This window comes from Coralliovum pocilloporae, from assembly GCF_030845175.1.
Taxonomy (GTDB): domain Bacteria; phylum Pseudomonadota; class Alphaproteobacteria; order Rhizobiales; family Cohaesibacteraceae; genus Coralliovum; species Coralliovum pocilloporae.
Genome location: NZ_CP132542.1, coordinates 843,802 through 862,136, shown reverse-complemented (window position 1 = coordinate 862,136; position 18,335 = coordinate 843,802). Strand labels below are relative to the sequence as shown.

The 18,335-nt window shown below is 54.7% G+C and carries 18 protein-coding genes; 5 read left to right on the top strand and 13 right to left on the bottom strand.

What is annotated here, in order from left to right; genetic code table 11:
* Positions 1-337: 337 nt before the first annotated feature.
* The 3 genes from RA157_RS04080 to RA157_RS04070 are packed head-to-tail and all read right to left on the bottom strand — an operon-like array spanning position 338 to position 3,524.
* Positions 338-1,864: a TRAP transporter large permease gene (locus RA157_RS04080; protein WP_434058486.1), complete on the bottom strand. Its 1,527-nt coding sequence runs from the start codon at positions 1,862-1,864 to the stop codon at positions 338-340.
* A 16-nt stretch (positions 1,865-1,880) separates the two neighbouring features.
* On the bottom strand, positions 1,881-2,381 hold the full coding sequence (locus tag RA157_RS04075; RefSeq protein ID WP_350335201.1) for a TRAP transporter small permease subunit: 501 nt from the start codon (positions 2,379-2,381) through the stop codon (positions 1,881-1,883).
* A 57-nt stretch (positions 2,382-2,438) separates the two neighbouring features.
* The gene (locus tag RA157_RS04070) at positions 2,439-3,524 is read right to left on the bottom strand and encodes a TRAP transporter substrate-binding protein (RefSeq protein WP_350335200.1); all 1,086 of its coding nucleotides are present in this window, start codon (positions 3,522-3,524) and stop codon (positions 2,439-2,441) included.
* A gap of 162 nt (positions 3,525-3,686) precedes the next feature.
* On the opposite strand from RA157_RS04070, the gene hutC reads away from it, so the two are divergent.
* Complete coding sequence (hutC, locus tag RA157_RS04065; RefSeq protein ID WP_350335199.1) at positions 3,687-4,379, top strand: histidine utilization transcriptional repressor HutC; 693 nt, start codon at positions 3,687-3,689, stop codon at positions 4,377-4,379.
* Positions 4,380-4,728: 349 nt separating this feature from the next.
* On the opposite strand, the gene rpsU is transcribed toward hutC, so the two are convergent.
* From rpsU to RA157_RS04045, 4 genes are all read right to left on the bottom strand, one after another.
* Entirely contained in the window at positions 4,729-4,956 is a 228-nt protein-coding gene (rpsU, locus tag RA157_RS04060) for a 30S ribosomal protein S21 (RefSeq protein WP_350335198.1), read from the bottom strand.
* Between the two features lie 143 nt (positions 4,957-5,099).
* On the bottom strand, positions 5,100-6,200 hold the full coding sequence (locus tag RA157_RS04055) for a 5-(carboxyamino)imidazole ribonucleotide synthase (RefSeq protein WP_350335197.1): 1,101 nt from the start codon (positions 6,198-6,200) through the stop codon (positions 5,100-5,102).
* Complete coding sequence (gene purE, locus RA157_RS04050) at positions 6,190-6,690, bottom strand: 5-(carboxyamino)imidazole ribonucleotide mutase (protein ID WP_350335196.1); 501 nt, start codon at positions 6,688-6,690, stop codon at positions 6,190-6,192. Before purE ends, RA157_RS04055 begins: the two co-directional genes overlap by 11 nt.
* Before the next feature lie 82 nt (positions 6,691-6,772).
* Positions 6,773-6,979 (bottom strand): YdcH family protein, encoded by a 207-nt coding sequence (locus RA157_RS04045; protein ID WP_350335195.1) that lies wholly within the window; start codon positions 6,977-6,979, stop codon positions 6,773-6,775.
* Between the two features lie 276 nt (positions 6,980-7,255).
* On the opposite strand from RA157_RS04045, the gene RA157_RS04040 reads away from it, so the two are divergent.
* Entirely contained in the window at positions 7,256-7,435 is a 180-nt protein-coding gene (locus tag RA157_RS04040; protein WP_350335194.1) for a YdcH family protein, read from the top strand.
* A 107-nt stretch (positions 7,436-7,542) separates the two neighbouring features.
* Here the strand turns inward: RA157_RS04040 and RA157_RS04035 are convergent, their stop codons facing one another.
* Both RA157_RS04035 and RA157_RS04030 read right to left on the bottom strand, forming a co-directional pair.
* Entirely contained in the window at positions 7,543-9,165 is a 1,623-nt protein-coding gene (locus RA157_RS04035; protein ID WP_350335193.1) for an acyl-CoA synthetase, read from the bottom strand.
* Positions 9,166-9,250: 85 nt separating this feature from the next.
* The gene (locus RA157_RS04030; protein ID WP_350335192.1) at positions 9,251-10,012 is read right to left on the bottom strand and encodes a sulfite exporter TauE/SafE family protein; all 762 of its coding nucleotides are present in this window, start codon (positions 10,010-10,012) and stop codon (positions 9,251-9,253) included.
* Positions 10,013-10,175: 163 nt separating this feature from the next.
* On the opposite strand from RA157_RS04030, the gene RA157_RS04025 reads away from it, so the two are divergent.
* Entirely contained in the window at positions 10,176-12,089 is a 1,914-nt protein-coding gene (locus RA157_RS04025) for a propionyl-CoA synthetase (protein ID WP_350335191.1), read from the top strand.
* A 148-nt stretch (positions 12,090-12,237) separates the two neighbouring features.
* Here RA157_RS04025 and RA157_RS04020 read toward each other — a convergent pair whose 3' ends face one another.
* Positions 12,238-12,957: a DUF1013 domain-containing protein gene (locus RA157_RS04020; protein ID WP_350335190.1), complete on the bottom strand. Its 720-nt coding sequence runs from the start codon at positions 12,955-12,957 to the stop codon at positions 12,238-12,240.
* Positions 12,958-13,113: 156 nt separating this feature from the next.
* On the bottom strand, positions 13,114-14,115 hold the full coding sequence (locus RA157_RS04015) for an NAD(P)H-quinone oxidoreductase (protein ID WP_350335189.1): 1,002 nt from the start codon (positions 14,113-14,115) through the stop codon (positions 13,114-13,116).
* Between the two features lie 534 nt (positions 14,116-14,649).
* On the opposite strand from RA157_RS04015, the gene rcdA reads away from it, so the two are divergent.
* Positions 14,650-15,207 carry a protease adaptor protein RcdA gene (rcdA, locus tag RA157_RS04010; RefSeq protein ID WP_350335188.1) on the top strand — a complete coding sequence of 186 codons (558 nt, stop codon included), beginning with the start codon at positions 14,650-14,652 and terminating at the stop codon, positions 15,205-15,207.
* Between the two features lie 313 nt (positions 15,208-15,520).
* Here rcdA and rpmE read toward each other — a convergent pair whose 3' ends face one another.
* Positions 15,521-15,745: a 50S ribosomal protein L31 gene (rpmE, locus tag RA157_RS04005; protein WP_350335187.1), complete on the bottom strand. Its 225-nt coding sequence runs from the start codon at positions 15,743-15,745 to the stop codon at positions 15,521-15,523.
* Between the two features lie 278 nt (positions 15,746-16,023).
* Here rpmE and RA157_RS04000 point away from each other — a divergent pair, with 278 nt between their 5' ends.
* Complete coding sequence (locus RA157_RS04000) at positions 16,024-17,835, top strand: ABC transporter transmembrane domain-containing protein (RefSeq protein WP_350335186.1); 1,812 nt, start codon at positions 16,024-16,026, stop codon at positions 17,833-17,835.
* A 26-nt stretch (positions 17,836-17,861) separates the two neighbouring features.
* Here the strand turns inward: RA157_RS04000 and RA157_RS03995 are convergent, their stop codons facing one another.
* Positions 17,862-18,332, bottom strand: a complete 471-nt coding sequence (locus tag RA157_RS03995; protein WP_350335185.1) for a GNAT family N-acetyltransferase — start codon at positions 18,330-18,332, stop codon at positions 17,862-17,864.
* Positions 18,333-18,335 lie beyond the last annotated feature (3 nt).

Below are 18,335 nucleotides of genomic sequence, written 5' to 3'. Positions count from 1 at the left end.
CCTGAATATGCCTAAAGCAGCCATTTATGGTCTTTGCAGCATTTGCAACTATGGGCTCAAAGCGGACCTTCGTGGCAGTGCAGCGTTCCGTAAGTTCAGGCCATAGAATCTCCCACTTCGCCAGAGCAAACTCCACAAACACAAAAAGCACGCATGAAGTGTCATGCGTGCCTAAAACTTTTGGAAGGCTGAGGCATTCTTGGCAGCGGTGGCCTTTTGACCAGAGCTGGCCCAATCAAACAAACTGCCAAACCGGTTTCATTTGGACTGCCGGTGACGATACAGGGCGCTGGTGTCTGGGGTTTGTTCCGGCTGGTCAGATATCATTTGCCCGGGTTTAGAAAAGCAGATCCGGCAACAGAGTGGCGATTTGTGGCAGGAACCAGATAATTGCGACAGCGACGATCTGGATGAGAATGAACGGAGCCACCCCCGCATAGATTTGTCCGGTGCTGATCTCTTTTGGCGCGACCCCACGCAGGTAGAACAGGGAAAATCCAAACGGCGGGGTGAGGAAAGAGGTTTGCAGGTTGATGGCGATCAACACCGACAGCCACACTGGATCATGTCCCATCAAGATCAGCGTGGGCATGACCAGTGGCAGGACGATCACTGTGATTTCGACGAAGTCCAGGAAAAAGCCGAGTACAAAGATAAACAGCATGCAAAACAGCAAAGCCCCTGTGGGGCCGCCGGGCAGATCGGTCAGCAGGCTGTGCACGCGTTCTTCTCCGCCCAGACCGATGAACACCAGTGAGAAGATACCTGCTGCCAGGATGGTGCTGAAGATCATGGATGTCATTGAGACGGTCGCGTTTAGCGCAGGCTGCAAGGTGTTCCGGCGGATCAATGAGCGGATTGCGAGCCATATGGCGATTGCCCCGAACAGGCTGAGCATCACATATCCGGCGCCTATGACATAGTCGAACACCTCCAGGTCGCTGCGTTGCAGACGAACAGGATAGAGGCCTGCACCTATGGCCAGCAATACAAGGCTGGTGGTTCCCAGAAACATGGTTTTCCGGAACTGTCCGGTTTTGATCGCCGCCATCAGGATCGCGCCAAGTCCGCCAACCGATGCAGCCTCGGTGGGGGAGGCGATGCCACTCAGGATCGCGCCGAGAACAGCCAGAATCAGCAGGATCGCTGGAAGAATGGCTGGCAGCGCTTTTGACAGAGACAAATGAGCTTCGGAGCTCTCCACAACCGGCAGGTCTCCGGGCCGAATGACGCCACGGACCAGAATGTAGAGAATGTAGAGAACCACCATTGTTAGTCCGGGCAGTAAGGCGGCTGCAAAAATCTGACCCACGGAGATCGTATCTATCGCAAACTTGCCCTGCTCGTACTGGGCCTGCTGATAGGCGTTTGACACCACATCAGACAGAATAATCAGCAAGGTCGATGGCGGTATAATCTGGCCCAGCGTACCAGAGGCGCAGACGATACCCGCAGCCAGTCGGGAATCATAACCCGCGCGCAACATGGTGGGTAGGGCAATCAGCCCCATAGCGATCACCGTCGCGCCGACAATTCCCGTTGACGCCGCCAGCAGCATACCCACCAGAACAACGGAAAGACCAAGTCCACCGCGCAGGTTGCCGAATGATCGCCCCATTGTTTCCAGCATATCCTCAGCGATCCGGCTTTTTTCCAGCACCGCGCCCATCAGCACGAAAAGCGGGATGGCGATCAGCACGCCATTGGTCAAAAGGCCGAAAATGCGTTGTGACATGGCCCCCAGCAGGGAGATATTCATCACCCCTAAAAACCATCCCAAAAAAGCGAACAGAATAGCGGTTCCGGCGATGCTGAACGCGACTGGAAAGCCGGACAAGATGGCCACCATCAGCACCGCGAACATCAGGAGATCAAGATATTCAATCACGCGCCTGGTCTCCAATCAGAAGGCGCAGCACTTCGGCTGCTGATTGTAGCAACAGAAGGCCGCAAAAGGCGGGAATGAGCGTTTTCAGGAGGAAAACGGCCTTGATACCACCCACTGAGAGCGGCCCCTCCAGAATGCTCCAGGAATTCGCTACGGCTGGCCAGGACCAATAGAGAATGGCCACCATTGTCGGCATCAGCAGTACGAGGTGGCCAAACAGATCAATACGGCGTCGGCCAGCATCACCCAGCCTGTTGTAGAAGATATCCACGCGCACATGACCACCGACCAGCAAAGTGTATCCGGCGCCCAGCATGAACAGGGTTGCATGCATATAAAGGACGGATTCATTGATCGCGACATCGCTGAACCCGAAGACGTAACGGGCCACAACGATGAAGAATTGAACCAGTACCATAGCCAGGGCCAGCCACCGTATGGCTGACCCGACTGTACGACTAAAGCCGTCCAATGCTTTGATTAACTGCTGCACTCTGGCCTCAATGTGCCACCGGCGGGCTAATCACCCACCGGTGAGCAACGTCAAATATCAGTATCCCAGAACGCCTGCGCGTGCGTTCATCTGACCGTTGTCTGCATAGCTCATGTATGAGCCGACAGCATCGCGATAAGTCAGGAAGCTTTGGGTAATCCGACGTACCAGCTCGTCTTCGTCCTGTGACAGCTCGTCCATAATTTCGACAGATGCCGCGCCCATTGCTGCAATAACGTCAGCGGGCAAAGTGCGTACCTGAACACCCTCTTCTGCCACCAGACGCGCTAGGGCCTGTGCGTGCTTGGTGGTGTATTCTGTCCAGACCGGGTTGTAGAGGCTTTCACAGGCAAAGCTGACCGCCTGTTTCAGGTCGTCAGGCAGTTCTGCATAGGCAGTGGCATTGATGGCGCATTCCTCAGCTGAAGACGGCTCACCCACCCCTGGCCAATAGTAGTTCTTGGCGACTTGCTGGAACCCGATGGCGCTGTCAGTCCAGGGACCGATGAATTCGCCCGCGTCTAAGGCGCCTGTTTGCAGGCCCTGGAACATATCGCGCGGACCCATCGCCTGTACGGCCATCCCGATTTTTGAGCACATCTGTGATGCGAGACCTGTTGTGCGGAATTTGAGACCCTTCAGATCATCAAGCGACTTGATCTCATTTCGGAACCAGCCCTGCCATTGAGGGCCTGAATTGCCACAGAGAAACGGCTTGAGATTAAAGCGTGCATAGATTTCGTCATACAAAGCCTGCCCGCCACCGTGATAGAGCCAGCCAAACTGCTCATCTGCCCGCAAGCCGAAAGGCTGTGATCCGAACAGCAGGATACCCTTGGATTTGGAGCCCCAATAGGCTGGAACAGCGTGATATAGTTCTGCTGTGCCTTCGGATACGGCGTCGAAGACGCCCCGGCCGGGTACAAGCTCTCCCGCAGCGTGGAGCTTCACCTGAAGCCGCCCACCCGACAAGGTCGTGATCCGGTCCGCCAGCATCTGTGCGGCAACTCCTGGGCCAGGCAGATTTTTCGGCCAAGCTGTGACCATGTTCCATTGCCGAACATCCTTAGCGACAGCAGGAGCCGCCAACGATGTTGCCGCGACCCCAAATACTCCTGCTTTCACAAAATCTCTGCGTTTCATGGTTTCCTCCCAACATGCAGCTCATTATAAGCTGTTGCCATATTTTTTTAAGCATGCACATAATATGAGAGTCAATCTAATTCTGGAAGCCAGTCGTATCTGGCTCGCTGGTCGTCCAGACACAGCAACATTGTTCAGGTGCTAAAACCAAAGGGTCCGGGAATGAACAGTAACTGGATAGCCATACGAGACGAGATAAAGCGACGTGTTCTGGATCGTGAGTTACTACCGGGTGCAAAGCTCCCGAATGATCAGGAGCTTGCGGAGGAATTCCAATGCTCTCGAACCACCGTTCAGAGGGCCATGCTGGACCTCGCCCAAAGCGGCACGGTTGATCGTCGCCGCAAGGGTGGAACAACGGTCACGTTGCATCCGATCACGCGCACCACATTTGATATCCCGATCACGCGTCTGGAAATCGAAGCCGCCGGGAAAGATTACAGTTACTTCCTGGTCTCTCGGGACATTCGTGTTTCCCCGCCGCGCATTGCGTCTGCGTTCGGTCTTGCCGAGCCCACCGAGATGCTTCACGTTCAGGCGCTGCATATGGCCGACAAGCAACCTTATATTTTTGAGGACAGATGGATTGTCCATGCGACCACGCCGGAAGTTCTGGATGTTGACCTGAGCCGCGAAAGCGCCAATGAGTGGCTTATCCGGAATCGCCCCTACAGCGATTGTGAAGTTCGTTTCCTTGCCAAAAGAGCAACGCGTCAAGAAGCCGAGCTCTTGGCATCTGATGTGGAGGAGGCTTTGTTTGTTATTGAGCGAACCACCTGGATCAATGATGCTCCGATTACTATGGTCCGGGCAATTGCTAAACCTGGATATCAGCTGGTAGCGAGGGCGAGGTGATCCCGGTCTTGCGAGTGCGCAGGCACTGCAAACACCTTCAAGTGCTGGATAATCCGACTACAGCGTGCTTCTGAAAAGTTGATAGACTTTTCAGATAGAAGCTCGCGCAGAAACAAACTCTTAGAGCATCGCTGCCAATTCAAGTTAAAGGTCTGATACTTTAGGGTTTAAGCCCATAAACTCGGTCAGTTCTGCGGAGGGAGTTTTCTGTCTGGCGCGGCGGACATCTGCAGAAAGCCTTCAGATTCAAGCGTAGACTTCCCAACTCCACCAGAACGAGGCTCACAAACACAAAAAGCACGCATGACATGTCATGCGTGCCTAAAACTTTTGGAAGACTGAGACAGTCTTAGCGGCGGCGGCCTTTTGATGGCAGCAGGCCTTCACGCTGTGCGCGCTTGCGAGCAAGCTTACGGGCACGACGGACGGCTTCAGCGCTTTCGCGAGCTTTCTTTTCCGACGGCTTTTCGTAATGGTTACGCAGCTTCATTTCACGGAAGATGCCTTCACGCTGCATCTTCTTCTTAAGGGCTTTAAGAGCCTGATCGACATTATTGTCGCGAACGAGTACCTGCACGCGTTTTATCCTGTGTCTCTAGCGTTAGCTTCGAAATTTCGGGAATACCTAATGGTTCGCCGTAAAGGCGCTCCGAATTTTCATTGTGATTAGCACGTCGTAATGGCTTTGTCCACTGGTCTGCGCCAAGAAATGCACCCTCATCAGGCTTCGCCTGACCGGATGATGCGGGTCATATGGCCCATTTTCCGACCATCGCGGGGCTCTGCCTTGCCATAGAGGTGCAGGACTGTGTCCGGGTCGGCTGCAAAGGCCTGCCAGTTATTCGATTCGCTGCCAAGAATATTGGTCATCACCACATCGGCCAGTCGCTCAGTCTGGCCAAGAGGCCAGCCTGCTACAGCGCGAATATGCTGCTCGAACTGGTCAACAGGACAGACAGCCTCTGTCCAGTGGCCGGAATTGTGGACTCGTGGTGCGATTTCATTGACGACCAGTCGGTCACCATCTTCTTCGCGTACCAGAAAGAGCTCAACGGCGATGACGCCGATATAGCCGAGTTCATCCATCAGCGACTGGACGGCTGTGTTGGCCTTCTCGATCACATCCGGGCTGATATTGGCGGGAACATTGGTTTCACGCAGGATATGGTTCTCATGCCTGTTCTCGGCAATGTCATAGATCCGGCATTGTCCGTCCGGATTTCTGGCTGCGATAATCGAAACTTCGCGTTCGAAGGGAACAAACCCTTCCAGAATGGCCGGGCCGCCGCCAATGGCATCACGTGCGCCTGTGAGGTCATCCCGGGTGCGCAGGGTTGTCTGACCCTTGCCGTCATATCCAAAACGACGGGTTTTCAGAATGGCGGGCAGGCCAATCCGGTCCGCTGCCGACAGGAGATCTTCATCTGAAGCGATGTCGGCAAAGGGTGCGACCTCAATGCCAAGACTTGAAATGAATGTCTTTTCCGTGAGCCTGTCCTGGCACACGTCCAGTGCCTTGGTGCCGGGGCGGACCGGTACATATTGTGCAAGAAGTTCTGCCGTGGCGGACGGAACATTCTCGAACTCGTAGGTCACCACATCGACGGATTGGGCAAAGGTTATCAGGCTGGTCTCATCCTCATAGGCCGCGCAAGTATAGGCTTTGGCGACAGAGAAAGCGGGGCTGTTCTCATCGGGACAATAAACATGGACGTCAAGTCCGAGGCGTGCCGCTGCCAGCGCCATCATACGGCCAAGCTGACCACCGCCAAGCATGCCGATTGTTGAGCCGGGGGTGAGGGGAGCCGTGTCAGTCTTCATCGACGGGAACCTCAGCAATGGAATCGGTGTTGGTCTGGCGCCAGGCATCCAGACGGTCGGCAATGCCCTGATCAGAAAGGGCCAGAACGCTTGCTGCCAGAAGGGCCGCATTGGCTGCGCCCGCCTTTCCGATTGCGAGGGTTCCGACCGGGATGCCTGCGGGCATCTGGACAATGGAAAGGAGGCTGTCCTGACCGCTCAGGGCGCGCGACTGGACTGGTACACCGAAGACCGGAAGCGGGGTAAAGGCAGCCGTCATTCCCGGCAGATGAGCGGCACCACCGGCGCCGGCAATGATGACCTTGTGGCCATTGTCCCGGGCTGTCTTTGCGAAGTCCACGAGACGATCCGGTGTCCGGTGCGCGGAAACGATGCGGGCATCATAAGGAATCTGCAGACTGTCGAGAATGTCTGCGCCGTGTTTCATGGTTGGCCAGTCGGACTGGCTGCCCATAATGATGGCGACTGGCGCCCCTTTTGCCTCTGTCATCGGCTCAATCCCGGTTTGGCTGTGGTGCAGGCTGGAAAGGCGCGGATTATAGAGATGTTGAACGGGCAGGCAAGGGCTGTTTTCAGGCGATTATGTCGGGGATTATCTGGTCCTCGATCGCGACAATGCGATCTTTGAGAGCGAGCTTTTTCTTCTTCATGCGCTGCAGGGAGAGAGGATCAGAACGGCCTGTCTCGAAAAGTGCCAGAATAGCTGCATCCAGATCACTGTGTTCCTGACGCAGACGAGCCAGCTCGATGCGCAATTCGTGTTCTTCTTCTGATGTCATGGAATACCCGGCGTCTGATGTTCGAGAACGGCTGAATAGATTTGCCAACAGTATCACAAATTCAGGAAAGCGTCATCGCATCTACCTATGATTTTGGTCTCTCTTGTTAATTCATTCGGGTGTGGTCAACACTCTGTTTATTGTGTTGCGCTGCGTCATAAAATTTTCATGGAACATGTTCGACAGCGAGTCGTTTCCGTGCAACACTCATCAAGTTGTGCTCATACCGACCAAGAGGTATGGGCCACTGCGGCTGAAACGACAATGGAGGTTTGAATGTCCATGGATTCGCATCTGCAAGAACTGGAGCGTCGTCACCAGGCTTTGGAGCGTCAACTGGAAGAGGCCATGACTCACCCGAGTATGGATTCTCTCGAAGTGGCTTCTCTCAAGCGCAAGAAGCTTCAGCTTAAAGATGAGATCCGGCGCCTCTGCTCGGATGATACAGTGCATTAGATTGATTTGACTGACACAGTCATGATTGAAAACGCCACGCTGTCGATAGACGCGTGGCGTTTTTCATTGGCCGAACTCTGAATACTGGGCCCCGATGCTGGATCCTGCTATTTGCGGGCTTCTTCGCGCAGGACGAATTTCTGGATCTTACCTGTCGACGTTTTGGGTAGGTCTGTAAAGATGACATGACGCGGGCATTTATAGTGTGCCAGATGATCCCGGCACCAGCTGATGACCTCTTCAGTCGTCAGATTCGCCTCTGGAGAAGTTTCCACGAAAGCGCACGGGGTTTCTCCCCACTTGTCATCCGGTTTGGCGACAACAGCGGCGGCTGTAATCTGAGGGTGCTTGTACAGCACGTCTTCCACCTCGATGGATGAGATGTTCTCGCCGCCTGAAATGATGATATCCTTGGACCTGTCCTTGAGCTGGATGTAGCCGTCCGGATGCATGACCCCAAGGTCTCCGGAGTGAAACCATCCGCCCCGGAAGGCTTCCGTACTGGCCTCCGGGTTCTTCAGATAGCCTTTCATGACAATATTGCCCTGAAACATGACCTCACCCATGGTTTCGCCATCTGCCGGAACGGGTTCCATGGTTTCAGGGTTCATCACTGTGAGGCCATCAAGAGCCGGGTAACAGACACCCTGGCGCGCCATTTTGGTGGTGCGTTCCGCTGATGGCAGAGCATCCCAGCTGTCCTGCCACTCGTTGACAACTGCCGGTCCATAGGATTCGGTCAGGCCATAGACATGGGTCACATCAAATCCGGCGTCTGCCATACCGGCAAGCACGGCCTCAGGCGGAGGCGCTGCAGCGGTGACAAAAGCCACGCGATGATCCAGCGCCCGCTTGTCTCCGTCTGCAGCGTTCAGCAAGGTTGCCATCACAATCGGCGCACCACAAAGATGGGTGACCTTATGCTCTGCAAGTGCATTGAAGATTGCGTCTGCCCGGACCCAGCGCAGACAGACATGGGTCCCTGCAACAACAGACAGTGACCACGGGAAGCACCATCCGTTGCAATGAAACATCGGCAGGGTCCAGAGATAGACAGGATGCTGTTCCATCTTGGCGGCTATCACATTGGAATAGACCATCAGATGGGCGCCGCGATGGTGATAGACCACTCCCTTGGGATTGCCTGTGGTGCCGGATGTGTAATTGAGGCTTATTGCGTCCCATTCGTCCAGAGGCTGCAGCCAGTTGAAATCACTGTCGCCTTCGGCAATCAGATCCTCATATTCAAGCGATCCAAGCAGGTCTCCATCCTGCGGAAATTCGGGATCGTCATAATCGATCACCAGAGGGGTGACATTTGCCTTGGCGAGGGCGGCCTTGACGGTTGGAGCAAATTCCCTGTCCGTAATCAGGATCTTTGTTTCGGCGTGATCCAGCTGGAAAGCAATGATATCCGCATCCAGACGGGTGTTGATTGAATGCAGGACTCCGCCAGCCATAGGCACACCATAGTGAGCTTCCAGCATGGCTGGCGTATTGGAGAGAACAGCTGAGACCGTATCACCACGGCCGATGCCCCGGGCAGCAAGAGCAGATGCGAGCTGGCGGGCTCGCGCATAGAAATCGCCATAGGAGCGTTTTGTGGAGCCGTGGATAATGGCTGTCCGGTCAGGATAAATAGCCGCGGCGCGTTCAAGAAACGTGAGAGGGGTCAACGGCTGATAGTTCGCCGGGTTCCGTTCAAGATCCTGATCAAAGATATTGTTCATGGCGCCTCGCTCCCATTTGGTCTCTTCTGTCTGTAACCGGGCTGCCGGATCATGACAATTCTCCCTGAGACCTATTGGTCGATTTTCAGAGGAATCCTGTTGTGCCTGCATCCCAGATCAGTTTCAGGCCGATAAGAAACAACAGGCTATACGTGAGACTGTAGAATTTTTCCGGATTGATGACGTTTACGGCCCAGACGCCTATGAGTGTTGCAATCGGTGCAAGAGGCATCAGAACCAGTGAGGTAAGCAGATTATCCGCTGAAAATTGTCCGAGTGCGAAATAGGGGATCAGTTTGACTGAGTTGACCACAGCAAAGAAAATCACGGCCGTTCCTGCAAAGAGGCGCGGATCCATACGCAGAGGCAGGGTGTACATCTGATAGGGCGGGCCGCCTGCATGGCTGACAAAACTGGTGAAGCCTGCAATGGTTCCCCAGAGGATGCCCCAGGGCCTTGAATGGCGGGCAGGCGTCTTGCGCCGCTCAGCGGTCTGCAGCCAGTACCGCAAGGTGAAGGATACAGCAATAAGGCCGACGATCAGGCGGACCATGGCGTCTGACACCAGAGACGCCATGGCCCAGCCCGCAAGAATGCCGAGAAGTGCGGGCGGGATCAGATTGATAAGGGATTGCCGGTCGTAGATTTTCCGGTAGGACAGCAGGCCGACAATATCCATGACAATGAGGATCGGCAGCAGAATGGCTGCAGCCTGAACCGGCGGGATAACCAGCGTCATCATCGGGACGCCAAGCATGGCCAGTGCGCCGCCAAAACCACCCTTTGACAGGCCAACGAGAAGGATAGCGGGGAGTGCTATCGCGTAGAAATACGGATCTTCTATCATCAGAAATGGAGAACCTCGCCAAAGGGCCTAGTTTGCGAGCAGTGGTTTTACCCCAAAGTCTTATCTTATTTTGTGCTGCTTGGCGTTATGAGTCTGAACCCTAGTACTATAGGCTTGTCAGCCGGGTGCTTGAAGCCGGTGTATTCGATCAGGGAGGATAGTGATGGCATCGTCATATCAAGAGGTCTACGGAGCCTGGAAATCCGACCCCGAAGCATTCTGGGCCAAGGCTGCTGAGGAAATTGACTGGTTCAAGCCTTCTGACAAGATCTTTGATCCGGATCTGGATGTCTACGGTCGCTGGTTTGCGGGTGCTGAAACCAACACCTGTTACAATTGCCTTGATCGTCATGTGGAGCGCGGCCGTCCCGGTCAGCCAGCTCTGATCTATGACAGCCCGATCACCGGCAAGAAAGCAACCTACAGCTATGCGGAATTGCTGGATGAGGTAAAGCTGGCCGCAGCCATGATGCAGGATCTCGGCGTTGAGAAAGGCGACCGGGTTCTGGTCTATATGCCGATGATTCCCGAAGCTGTTGTTGCCATGCTGGCCTGCGCCCGTATTGGTGCGGTGCATTCTGTCGTGTTCGGCGGATTTGCCGCCAAGGAACTGGCGACCCGTATCAATGATGCAAAACCGAAGCTGGTATTCAGCGCGTCCTGTGGTATCGAGCCCGGGCGAATCGTTGCCTACAAGCCATTGCTTGATGAAGCAATCGAGTTAAGTGAGAGCAAGCCGTCAGGTTGTATCATCGTGCAGCGTGAGGAACATGGCGCGGAACTCATTGATGGTCGTGATCATGACTATGCGGCTCTCAAGGGTGACCTGAAAAATCAGGATCGGGATGTTCCCTGTGTCCCTGTCAGTGCGACTGACCCACTCTACATCCTTTACACATCCGGTACGACCGGTCAGCCCAAGGGTGTTGTTCGCGACAATGGCGGGCATATGGTTGCGCTGAAATGGACCATGAGCAATCTCTACGACATCCAGCCGGGTGAAGTCTTCTGGGCGGCTTCCGATGTGGGCTGGGTTGTCGGGCATTCCTATATTGTCTATGCGCCGTTGCTTCATGGAGCGACAACACTGGTCTTCGAAGGCAAGCCGGTAGGGACGCCTGATGCCGGTACATTTTGGCGAGTGATTTCCGAATATGGTGTTTCATCGCTTTTCACAGCGCCCACGGCCTTCCGCGCGATTAAAAAGGAAGATCCGGAAGGGTCATTTATCGGCAATTATGACCTTGGCTGTCTCCGCAGCCTTTTCCTCGCTGGCGAGCGGGCCGATCCTGATACCATCCAGTGGGCCGAGGACATGTTGAAGGTGCCGGTGATCGATCACTGGTGGCAGACAGAAACCGGCTGGGCTATCGCGGGTAATCCGCTTGGCCTCGGCATATTGCCGATCAAGCTTGGTTCTCCGACTGTCGCGATGCCGGGATATGACGTGCAGATTGTTGATGATGAAGGTCATCAGATTGAGGCAGGCGTGTTGGGCAACATTGTTGTCAAACTGCCTCTGCCGCCGGGATGTCTGCCAACGCTCTGGAACAATGAAGCCCGGTTCCGTGACAGTTATCTCAATGAATTCCCCGGATATTACCAGACGTCAGACGCCGGTTTCATGGATGAGGATGGTTATCTCTACATCATGGCCAGAACAGATGACATCATCAACGTGGCTGGGCACCGCCTGTCGACCGGCGGCATGGAGGAAGTGGTTGCCTCTCATCCGGATGTGGCAGAATGTGCTGTGATCGGTGTGGCCGATACGCTGAAAGGTCAGATTCCGGCCGGGTTTGTGGTTCTGAAGGCAGGTGTTGATCGTGATCGTGGCGAGATCGAAAAGGAAATCGTCAAGCTGGTGCGTGAAAAGATCGGACCAGTGGCAGCCTTCAAGCTGGTCATGACTGTGCAGCGACTGCCGAAAACGCGGTCGGGCAAGATTCTCCGTGCCACCATGCGCAAGATTGCAGATGGTGAAGAAGCTGCAGTTCCAGCCACGATTGATGACCCGATGATCCTGGATGAAATCGGTGACGTGCTGCGAGATCACGGTCTGGCCCAGAAAGCCTGATTGATTGGTCCGTGACAGTGGCTTCTGAAAAGCCTGTCAACTTTTCAGAAGCACGCTGTAGAGCCTTGATACAAAAATGCCCGGCAAGTTGCCGGGCATTTTTCGTTAAGCCTGCAGTATCTGTCAGTACTGCTGCATCGTCAGATGGTCAGTCTTCTGACGCGTCGTCTGACTTGAGCGATGTGAGCTTGGCAAAGACCGCGTCGGCATCCGGAATTTCGTCTTCAGATGATGACGGTGGTGTCGGGGTCATGCCGCCCAGCGCTGCTGCTGCCAGAGCATCTGCATTGGTGGTTTCTTCTGCGGACAGGAGCTGAGCTGCTTCCGGCTGTTCTGTCTGCGGAAGGTACTTGGCCGCCTTTTCCACTTCCATGTCGAGATCGATCTGGGAGCAGAGACCGAGTGTTACTGGATCCATCGGTGACAGGTTGGCCGAATTCCAGTGCGTGCGGTCCCGAATAGCCTGAATGGTTGGCTTTGTGGTGCCGACCAGACGCATAACCTGGGCGTCTTTGAGTTCAGGATGATGACGCACGAGCCAGAGAATGGCGTTTGGACGATCCTGACGCTTGGAGACCGGTGTGTAGCGTGGGCCGCGACGTTTGGCTTCCGGAACGCGAACAGACTGTTCTGCCAGTTTCAGCTTGTAATTCGGATTGGCCTGGCCGCGATTGATTTCCTCGCGAGTCAACTGTCCTGTGCTGATGGGATCAAGGCCTTTAATGCCCTGCGCAGATTCACCGTCAGCGATGGCTTTGACTTCAAGCGGGTGGAGTTTGCAGAACCCGGCAATCTGATCGAACGACAACGCCGTGTTATCGACCAGCCAGACGGCAGTAGCCTTTGGCATCAATGGCGTGTTCGACATGAAATACTCCTTCCTTGCGCTTTGCCGAGGTTACGGCGGCAAAGCCGATTCTTTCTCAATTGAAAGGGGGAAGCCGCACTATAGGGACGTTTGCATTGAGACGCAAACGGCTTTCGTCGTCTGGAGCGGGAAAACTGCAGAAAAATGGCTCAGGATTCAAACAGTGATAACGATCTTGCCGATATGGGTGCTGCTTTCCATATGGGCGTGAGCCTTTGCAGCTTCTTCCAGCGGAAAAGATGAGTCCATGACAGGTTTTACAGACCCGTCTTCCAGAAGCGGCCAGACATGGGCTTTCAGTTCTGTCGCCACTGTGCCTTTGAAGGCGGCAGAGCGGGCACGGAGGGTCGCTCCCGTATGGACCAGTCGTTTCAACATGAGACGGCTGAAGTCAGCCTCTGAAATTGCGCCGTTGAGGAAGGCTATCTGGATGATACGCCCTTCGAGTGCCGCTGCCTCATAGTTCCGGCTGATATAGTCGCCACCTACCATATCCAGAATCACATCCATACCGTGGCCATCGGTTGCCTGTTGCGTGACCTCGACAAAATCCTGACTGTTATAGTTGATCGCGATACTTGCGCCGAGCTCCAGGCAGACAGCACATTTTTCATCCGATCCGGCTGACGCAAAGACTTTTGCGCCAAACTGTCTGGCCAGCTGGAGGGCTGTGGTTCCGATGCCGCTTGTCCCACCGTGAACAAGGATGGTTTCGCCGGGCTTCAGCCCCGCCCGCTGGAAGACAGTACTCCAGACAGTGAAGTAGGTTTCGGGAAGCGCAGCGGCTTCCTCGTCTGACAAGCCACGCGGGACGGGCAGGACACAGAGCTGATCGGCCAGACAATATTCCGCATAACCACCACCTGTAACGAGAGCGATGACCCGGTCCCCGATAGCCCACCCTGTTACATCACGGCCAAGGGCAGCGATTGTGCCGCAGACTTCAAGGCCCGGAATGTCAGAGGCTCCTGGAGGTGGTGGATAGAGCCCCTGACGCTGCAGGACATCAGGACGATTGACCCCGGCGGATGAAACCCTGATCAGGACGTCTGTATTCCCCGGTGCTGGGACCGGAAATGTTTGCGGGACAAGGACATCAGCGGAACCCGGCTGAAGAATACTGATGCCTGTCATCATCTGCGGGATTGTCTGCGTCATAATATGTCTAAACCCCAAGGCTTTCGTGATGCTGAATTGCGTCTCAATGGATGTGTGTCAATATGCCTTACGTATTCAGGAAGGCAAATGCTTAACAAAAATTCAGATTTTAGTATGACTTGCGCTCCGGCGCATGTCTTAGTGAATCGTAATCCCTGTTTTCCAGACTAATGCACAGTAGTGATATGCATTTTATTTGATCTGTTAACCAATTGTTAAGCTTTACGAGTGTTTACTAAACATATCCAGTTATCTGGATTTCTGAGTGGCTCCTGTCCACTCTGTTTGACGCCTCCCTGTTAACTCCTGAGAGCCGCTTTGCGCGGCTCTTTTTTTCTGTCTGCTTGCCGGTTATGATGTCATTCATGCTCATGCCATGGCGGGTTTCAGAACTGTGGCATGTGTTTTGCTCACACTAATGTTTAGATCCTTCGTCCCGCGGATGATGTACCGAAATGGGACGCAGAAGACTATTGTAACAGACTATCAGGTTCTCGATTGACCAGAGTAGTTGGCGTGTACGGGAAAATGGCGATGACAGATGGTATGAAGACAGGCGGACGTGGACAACGGCAACAGCTGAAGGCCGATCCAATCATTTTTGGACGGAAACTGGCCCAGTCTGACAATTTCAAGGCGTTGTTCCGGGAAGGTATGGGGCTGGTTGAAGAGACAGCCAGTTATCTGGATGGCCCGGGTCGGGAGGAGGCGCGTCAGTTGCCGCGTGCCGGTTCTCTTGCATTTGCCACTGAATCCATGCGCCTGACCACCCGTCTGATGCAGCTTGCGTCCTGGCTGTTGCTTCAGCGTGCCGTTAATGAAGGTGAGATGTCATCTGACCAGGCGCGGCAGGAAAAGCAGAAGCTGAAACTCGATACGGCCCGCCGTGCATCAGACAGCCCGGGCTGGGATGACCTGCCTGAGATGATGAGAGATCTGATTGACCGTTCATTCCGCCTGCGGGAGCGTATTCTGCGGCTTGAAGAAGCTATGGAGCGGGATGATGAGGCCGAATTCGAGGGGTCGGCCAACCCGGTTGCCGATCAGCTGGGCCGTCTGTCCAGTGCTCTGAATGCCCGTCACGCCGACTAAAGCGTGCTTCTGAAAAGTTGATAGACTTTTCAGATCAAAGCTCGCGCGGAAATAAACTCTTAAAGCACCGCCACCGATTCAGGTTAAAGGTCTGGTGCTTTAAAGCGGGTCTCAGGACTGACTGATCCATTCTGGGACATCTGTATCGAATTAAGGGGCAGCCTCTGGCTGCCCCTTTTGTCTTTAGAGTATCCACCTTCGCAAGTTGTTCTTGTCAGGCTGGTTCCCACTGTGGCGCACATGCCTTGGTCTTGAGGCACAAAAAAACCCCGCCGAGACTGGCGGGGTTTTTTGAAATCTCTGACCGGCGGGCTTAGCTGCCGAGGAAGCCGGAGAATTTGTCCTTGAAGCGGGACAGACGACCACCGCGGTCGATCAGCTGGGCATTGCCGCCGGTCCAGGCCGGATGCGTGGTCGGATCGATTTCCAGCGTCATGGTGTCGCCTTCAGAACCCCATGTGGAGCGGGTCATGTATTCCGTGCCGTCGGTCATGACGACTTTGATCATGTGATAATCCGGATGCGTGTCTTTTTTCATCACGAATGTCCTCTTTTTGCACCGGTTACCCAATGCATCAGGCCCATCCTGATTCATTCAGCAAGACGGGCAACTCTTGTTTGCGTTCACGAGTCTGAGGAAAGGGCCTGTTTCAAGCCCTCACAAGGGGGCGTTACAGCCACGCTATCAGATCGTATTATCTTCGGAGCGACGATATACCCCAGGATTGCGTTTGAGACAACCCATCCTTTTTCTTGAAATTGGACCTTAATCCAGGGCATTGTGCCACCGCATAAAAAGAGCCTGGAGAGACCACGTTGGCGCGTACCGAATCTGCATCCGCCGAAGAGACACAACAGTCCAAGAGAACAAGGCAATCGGTTAGACCGCTCGCGTCGCTTCTGCCTTACCTCAGGCGATACAGGGCTCAGATCGGTCTGGCCTTTTTTGCGCTGACCCTGGCTGCGGCTGCGACGCTTGCTATTCCACTTGCCATGCGCCGGATGATTGATTTCGGTTTTGGGGGCAGTGATGGCGGTTTTGTCGACCGGTACTTTGCCATGCTGGTTCTTGTCTGCGGTGTGCTTGCGTTTGCCAGTGCTCTCAGATTCTACTGCGTGACATGGCTGGGTGAACGTATTGTCAGTGATTTGCGCGCCGATGTTTTTGCGCATGTCACACGCCTGAGCCCGGGTTTCTTTGACAGAGAGCTTTCCGGTGAAGTGGTGTCGCGATTGACGGCGGATGCGACACAGATCAAGGCCGTGGTTGGCGCAAGCACATCGGTCGCTTTGCGCAATCTGTTCCTGTTCTTCGGGGCGAGCATCATGATGGTGGTGACCAGTCCTGGTCTGTCCGGGCTGGTTCTCGCTGCTATTCCGTTTATCGTTCTGCCTCTTGTGGGCTTTGGTCGAGCGGTGAGGAAGAAATCACGGTTTGCCCAGGACACCCTGGCCAATGCAACGGCTTATGCCTCTGAAGCGATCAGTGGTGTCCGTACGATGCAGGCCTTCACCAATGAACCTTATGCCAGTAACAGGTTTCGCGACAGTGTCGAGAAAGCCTTTGCGGCGGCCAGATCCTCCATGGGGGCGCGGGCTGCCCTGACAGCCTTTGCCATCTTTATGGTATCTGCCAGCGTTGTGGCTGTGCTCTGGTTCGGGGCCCAACGCGTGCTCGCGGGGACAATGACCGGCGGTGAGCTGGGACAGTTCGTGCTTTACGCCGTTCTTGCCGCGAGCTCGCTCGGTGAGCTGTCACAGGTCTGGGGTGAGATTGCGCTCGCTTCGGGCGCTGCAGAGCGTATGTCGGAGCTGCTTGAGACCGAATCAGACGTGAAAGCTCCTGCAGAGCCTGTCCGTCTATCTGGGCGTATTTCCGGTCGTGTTGCCTTCTCTGAAGTGGACTTTGCTTATTCGGGCCGACGTGATGCACCGGTGCTGCGGAATATCTCGCTTGATATTCAGCCCGGCGAAACTGTTGCGATTGTTGGGCCTACGGGGTCCGGCAAGAGCACTTTGTTCCATCTTCTGACGCGTTTCTATGATGTGACAGGCGGTGATATTCAGGTGGATCAGGTTTCGCTCAGGTCGCTTGATCCCACAGAGCTGCGACAACAGATTGCCATCGTGCCGCAGGATACGATGGTCTTTGCGGCCAGTGCTTTGGAGAATATCCGCTATGGCCGACCGTCTGCTTCCGACGCAGAAGTCAAAAAAGCTGCGGAACTGGCTCTGGCTGATGAATTCATCAGCCGGATGGAGCAGGGCTATGAGACCCAGATTGGTGAACGTGGCCTGACACTCTCTGGCGGCCAGCGGCAACGGATTGCCATTGCCCGCGCTATTCTGAAAGACGCTCCTATATTACTGCTTGATGAGGCAACATCAGCGCTGGATGCGGAAAGTGAGCATCTGGTTCAGCAGGCCCTGGAACAGCTGATGAAGGGACGCACCACCCTTGTGATTGCGCACCGGCTGGCAACGGTGCTCAAGGCGGACCGGATCGTGGTTCTTGATCAGGGAGAGATTGCCGAAGAGGGAACTCATCAGGAGCTTGTTCAGCGTGGTGGATTGTACGCCAAGCTGGCCAGACTTCAGTTTGATACAGCCTCTGCCGGTTCTGTTTAGAACGAATTTGTTACCAGGAAAGGCTGTCAGCTTCTCACGGGTATGCAGTGGGGCTTCCAGTGATATTCGTACAAAGGCAGACCACTGGCCTCGCTTGTATATTGCCTGACCAGTGTGAACCCAAGTGCTTCGTAAAACAGGATGGCCTGTTCATTGAAGGTGAAGACGGTTAGCCACACATGGCTGGGGCAAAGGCTTTGCGCTTCTATGATCAGTTGCCGACCAAGGCCAAGGCGTTTTGCTCTCGGGTGGATGAAAAGCTGATCCACCTTGCAGGTATCTTTCAAGACAATCAGAACTCCGGCGATGCCTTCCGGATCTTCAACCAGTGTAATGGACGCATCGTCCTGTCTGGTGAGTAATCTGAATTGTTCCCGCCAGGCATCAATGAAATCTTCGAGCCAGATCGTATCGAAGATCGGTTTCCAGGCCGCCACCCAGCACTCTATGACCTGTTCGTAGTCCGAGGGCTGGTATGGGCGGCTGGGTAGTGTCATCTG

What these genes read in the sequence shown, in the direction of transcription:
- RA157_RS04055 (WP_350335197.1), bottom strand. Translation starts at nt 6,200, where the DNA reads ATGAAGACTGACACGGCTCCCCTCACCCCCGGCTCAACAATCGGCATG.
- purE (WP_350335196.1), bottom strand. Translation starts at nt 6,690, where the DNA reads ATGACAGAGGCAAAAGGGGCGCCAGTCGCCATCATTATGGGCAGCCAG.
- RA157_RS04045 (WP_350335195.1), bottom strand. Translation starts at nt 6,979, where the DNA reads ATGACATCAGAAGAAGAACACGAATTGCGCATCGAGCTGGCTCGTCTG.
- RA157_RS04035 (WP_350335193.1), bottom strand. Translation starts at nt 9,165, where the DNA reads ATGAACAATATCTTTGATCAGGATCTTGAACGGAACCCGGCGAACTAT.
- RA157_RS04020 (WP_350335190.1), bottom strand. Translation starts at nt 12,957, where the DNA reads ATGTCGAACACGCCATTGATGCCAAAGGCTACTGCCGTCTGGCTGGTC.
- RA157_RS04030 (WP_350335192.1), bottom strand. Translation starts at nt 10,012, where the DNA reads ATGATAGAAGATCCGTATTTCTACGCGATAGCACTCCCCGCTATCCTT.
- hutC (WP_350335199.1), top strand. Translation starts at nt 3,687, where the DNA reads ATGAACAGTAACTGGATAGCCATACGAGACGAGATAAAGCGACGTGTT.
- RA157_RS03995 (WP_350335185.1), bottom strand. Translation starts at nt 18,332, where the DNA reads ATGACACTACCCAGCCGCCCATACCAGCCCTCGGACTACGAACAGGTC.
- RA157_RS04025 (WP_350335191.1), top strand. Translation starts at nt 10,176, where the DNA reads ATGGCATCGTCATATCAAGAGGTCTACGGAGCCTGGAAATCCGACCCC.
- RA157_RS04040 (WP_350335194.1), top strand. Translation starts at nt 7,256, where the DNA reads ATGTCCATGGATTCGCATCTGCAAGAACTGGAGCGTCGTCACCAGGCT.
- rpmE (WP_350335187.1), bottom strand. Translation starts at nt 15,745, where the DNA reads ATGAAAAAAGACACGCATCCGGATTATCACATGATCAAAGTCGTCATG.
- rcdA (WP_350335188.1), top strand. Translation starts at nt 14,650, where the DNA reads ATGACAGATGGTATGAAGACAGGCGGACGTGGACAACGGCAACAGCTG.
- RA157_RS04015 (WP_350335189.1), bottom strand. Translation starts at nt 14,115, where the DNA reads ATGACGCAGACAATCCCGCAGATGATGACAGGCATCAGTATTCTTCAG.
- RA157_RS04080 (WP_434058486.1), bottom strand. Translation starts at nt 1,864, where the DNA reads ATGTTCGCGGTGCTGATGGTGGCCATCTTGTCCGGCTTTCCAGTCGCG.
- RA157_RS04070 (WP_350335200.1), bottom strand. Translation starts at nt 3,524, where the DNA reads ATGAAACGCAGAGATTTTGTGAAAGCAGGAGTATTTGGGGTCGCGGCA.